Here is a 228-nt window from a genome sequence, read left to right on the forward strand (position 1 = left end):
GCGTATCTATTCATCGAAGGGATTGTCCGGATATAAAAACGGAGGACCCCAAAACAAGATTACTCGAAGGAGAGTGGGAAGGCGACCAGCAAAATTCAAAAAACTATAATGTTGATATTGAGATTTCCGGTTACGATAGAAGAGGCTTATTAAATGAAGTTCTCCAGGCAGTTGCAGAGACAAAGACTAACATTAATGCTGTTTCAGGAAGATCTGATAAAAATAAGG

The 228-nt window shown here is 39.0% G+C and carries 1 protein-coding gene; it reads left to right on the forward strand.

The window, feature by feature from the left end; translation table 11 throughout:
- The coding region (locus tag AOA61_RS00005; RefSeq protein WP_143521123.1) for an ACT domain-containing protein at positions 1–228 on the forward strand (228 nt) is incomplete at both ends.

This window comes from Pseudomonas sp. 2995-1 (assembly GCF_002742505.1).
Taxonomy (GTDB): Bacteria; Pseudomonadota; Gammaproteobacteria; order Pseudomonadales; family Pseudomonadaceae; genus Aquipseudomonas; species Aquipseudomonas sivasensis.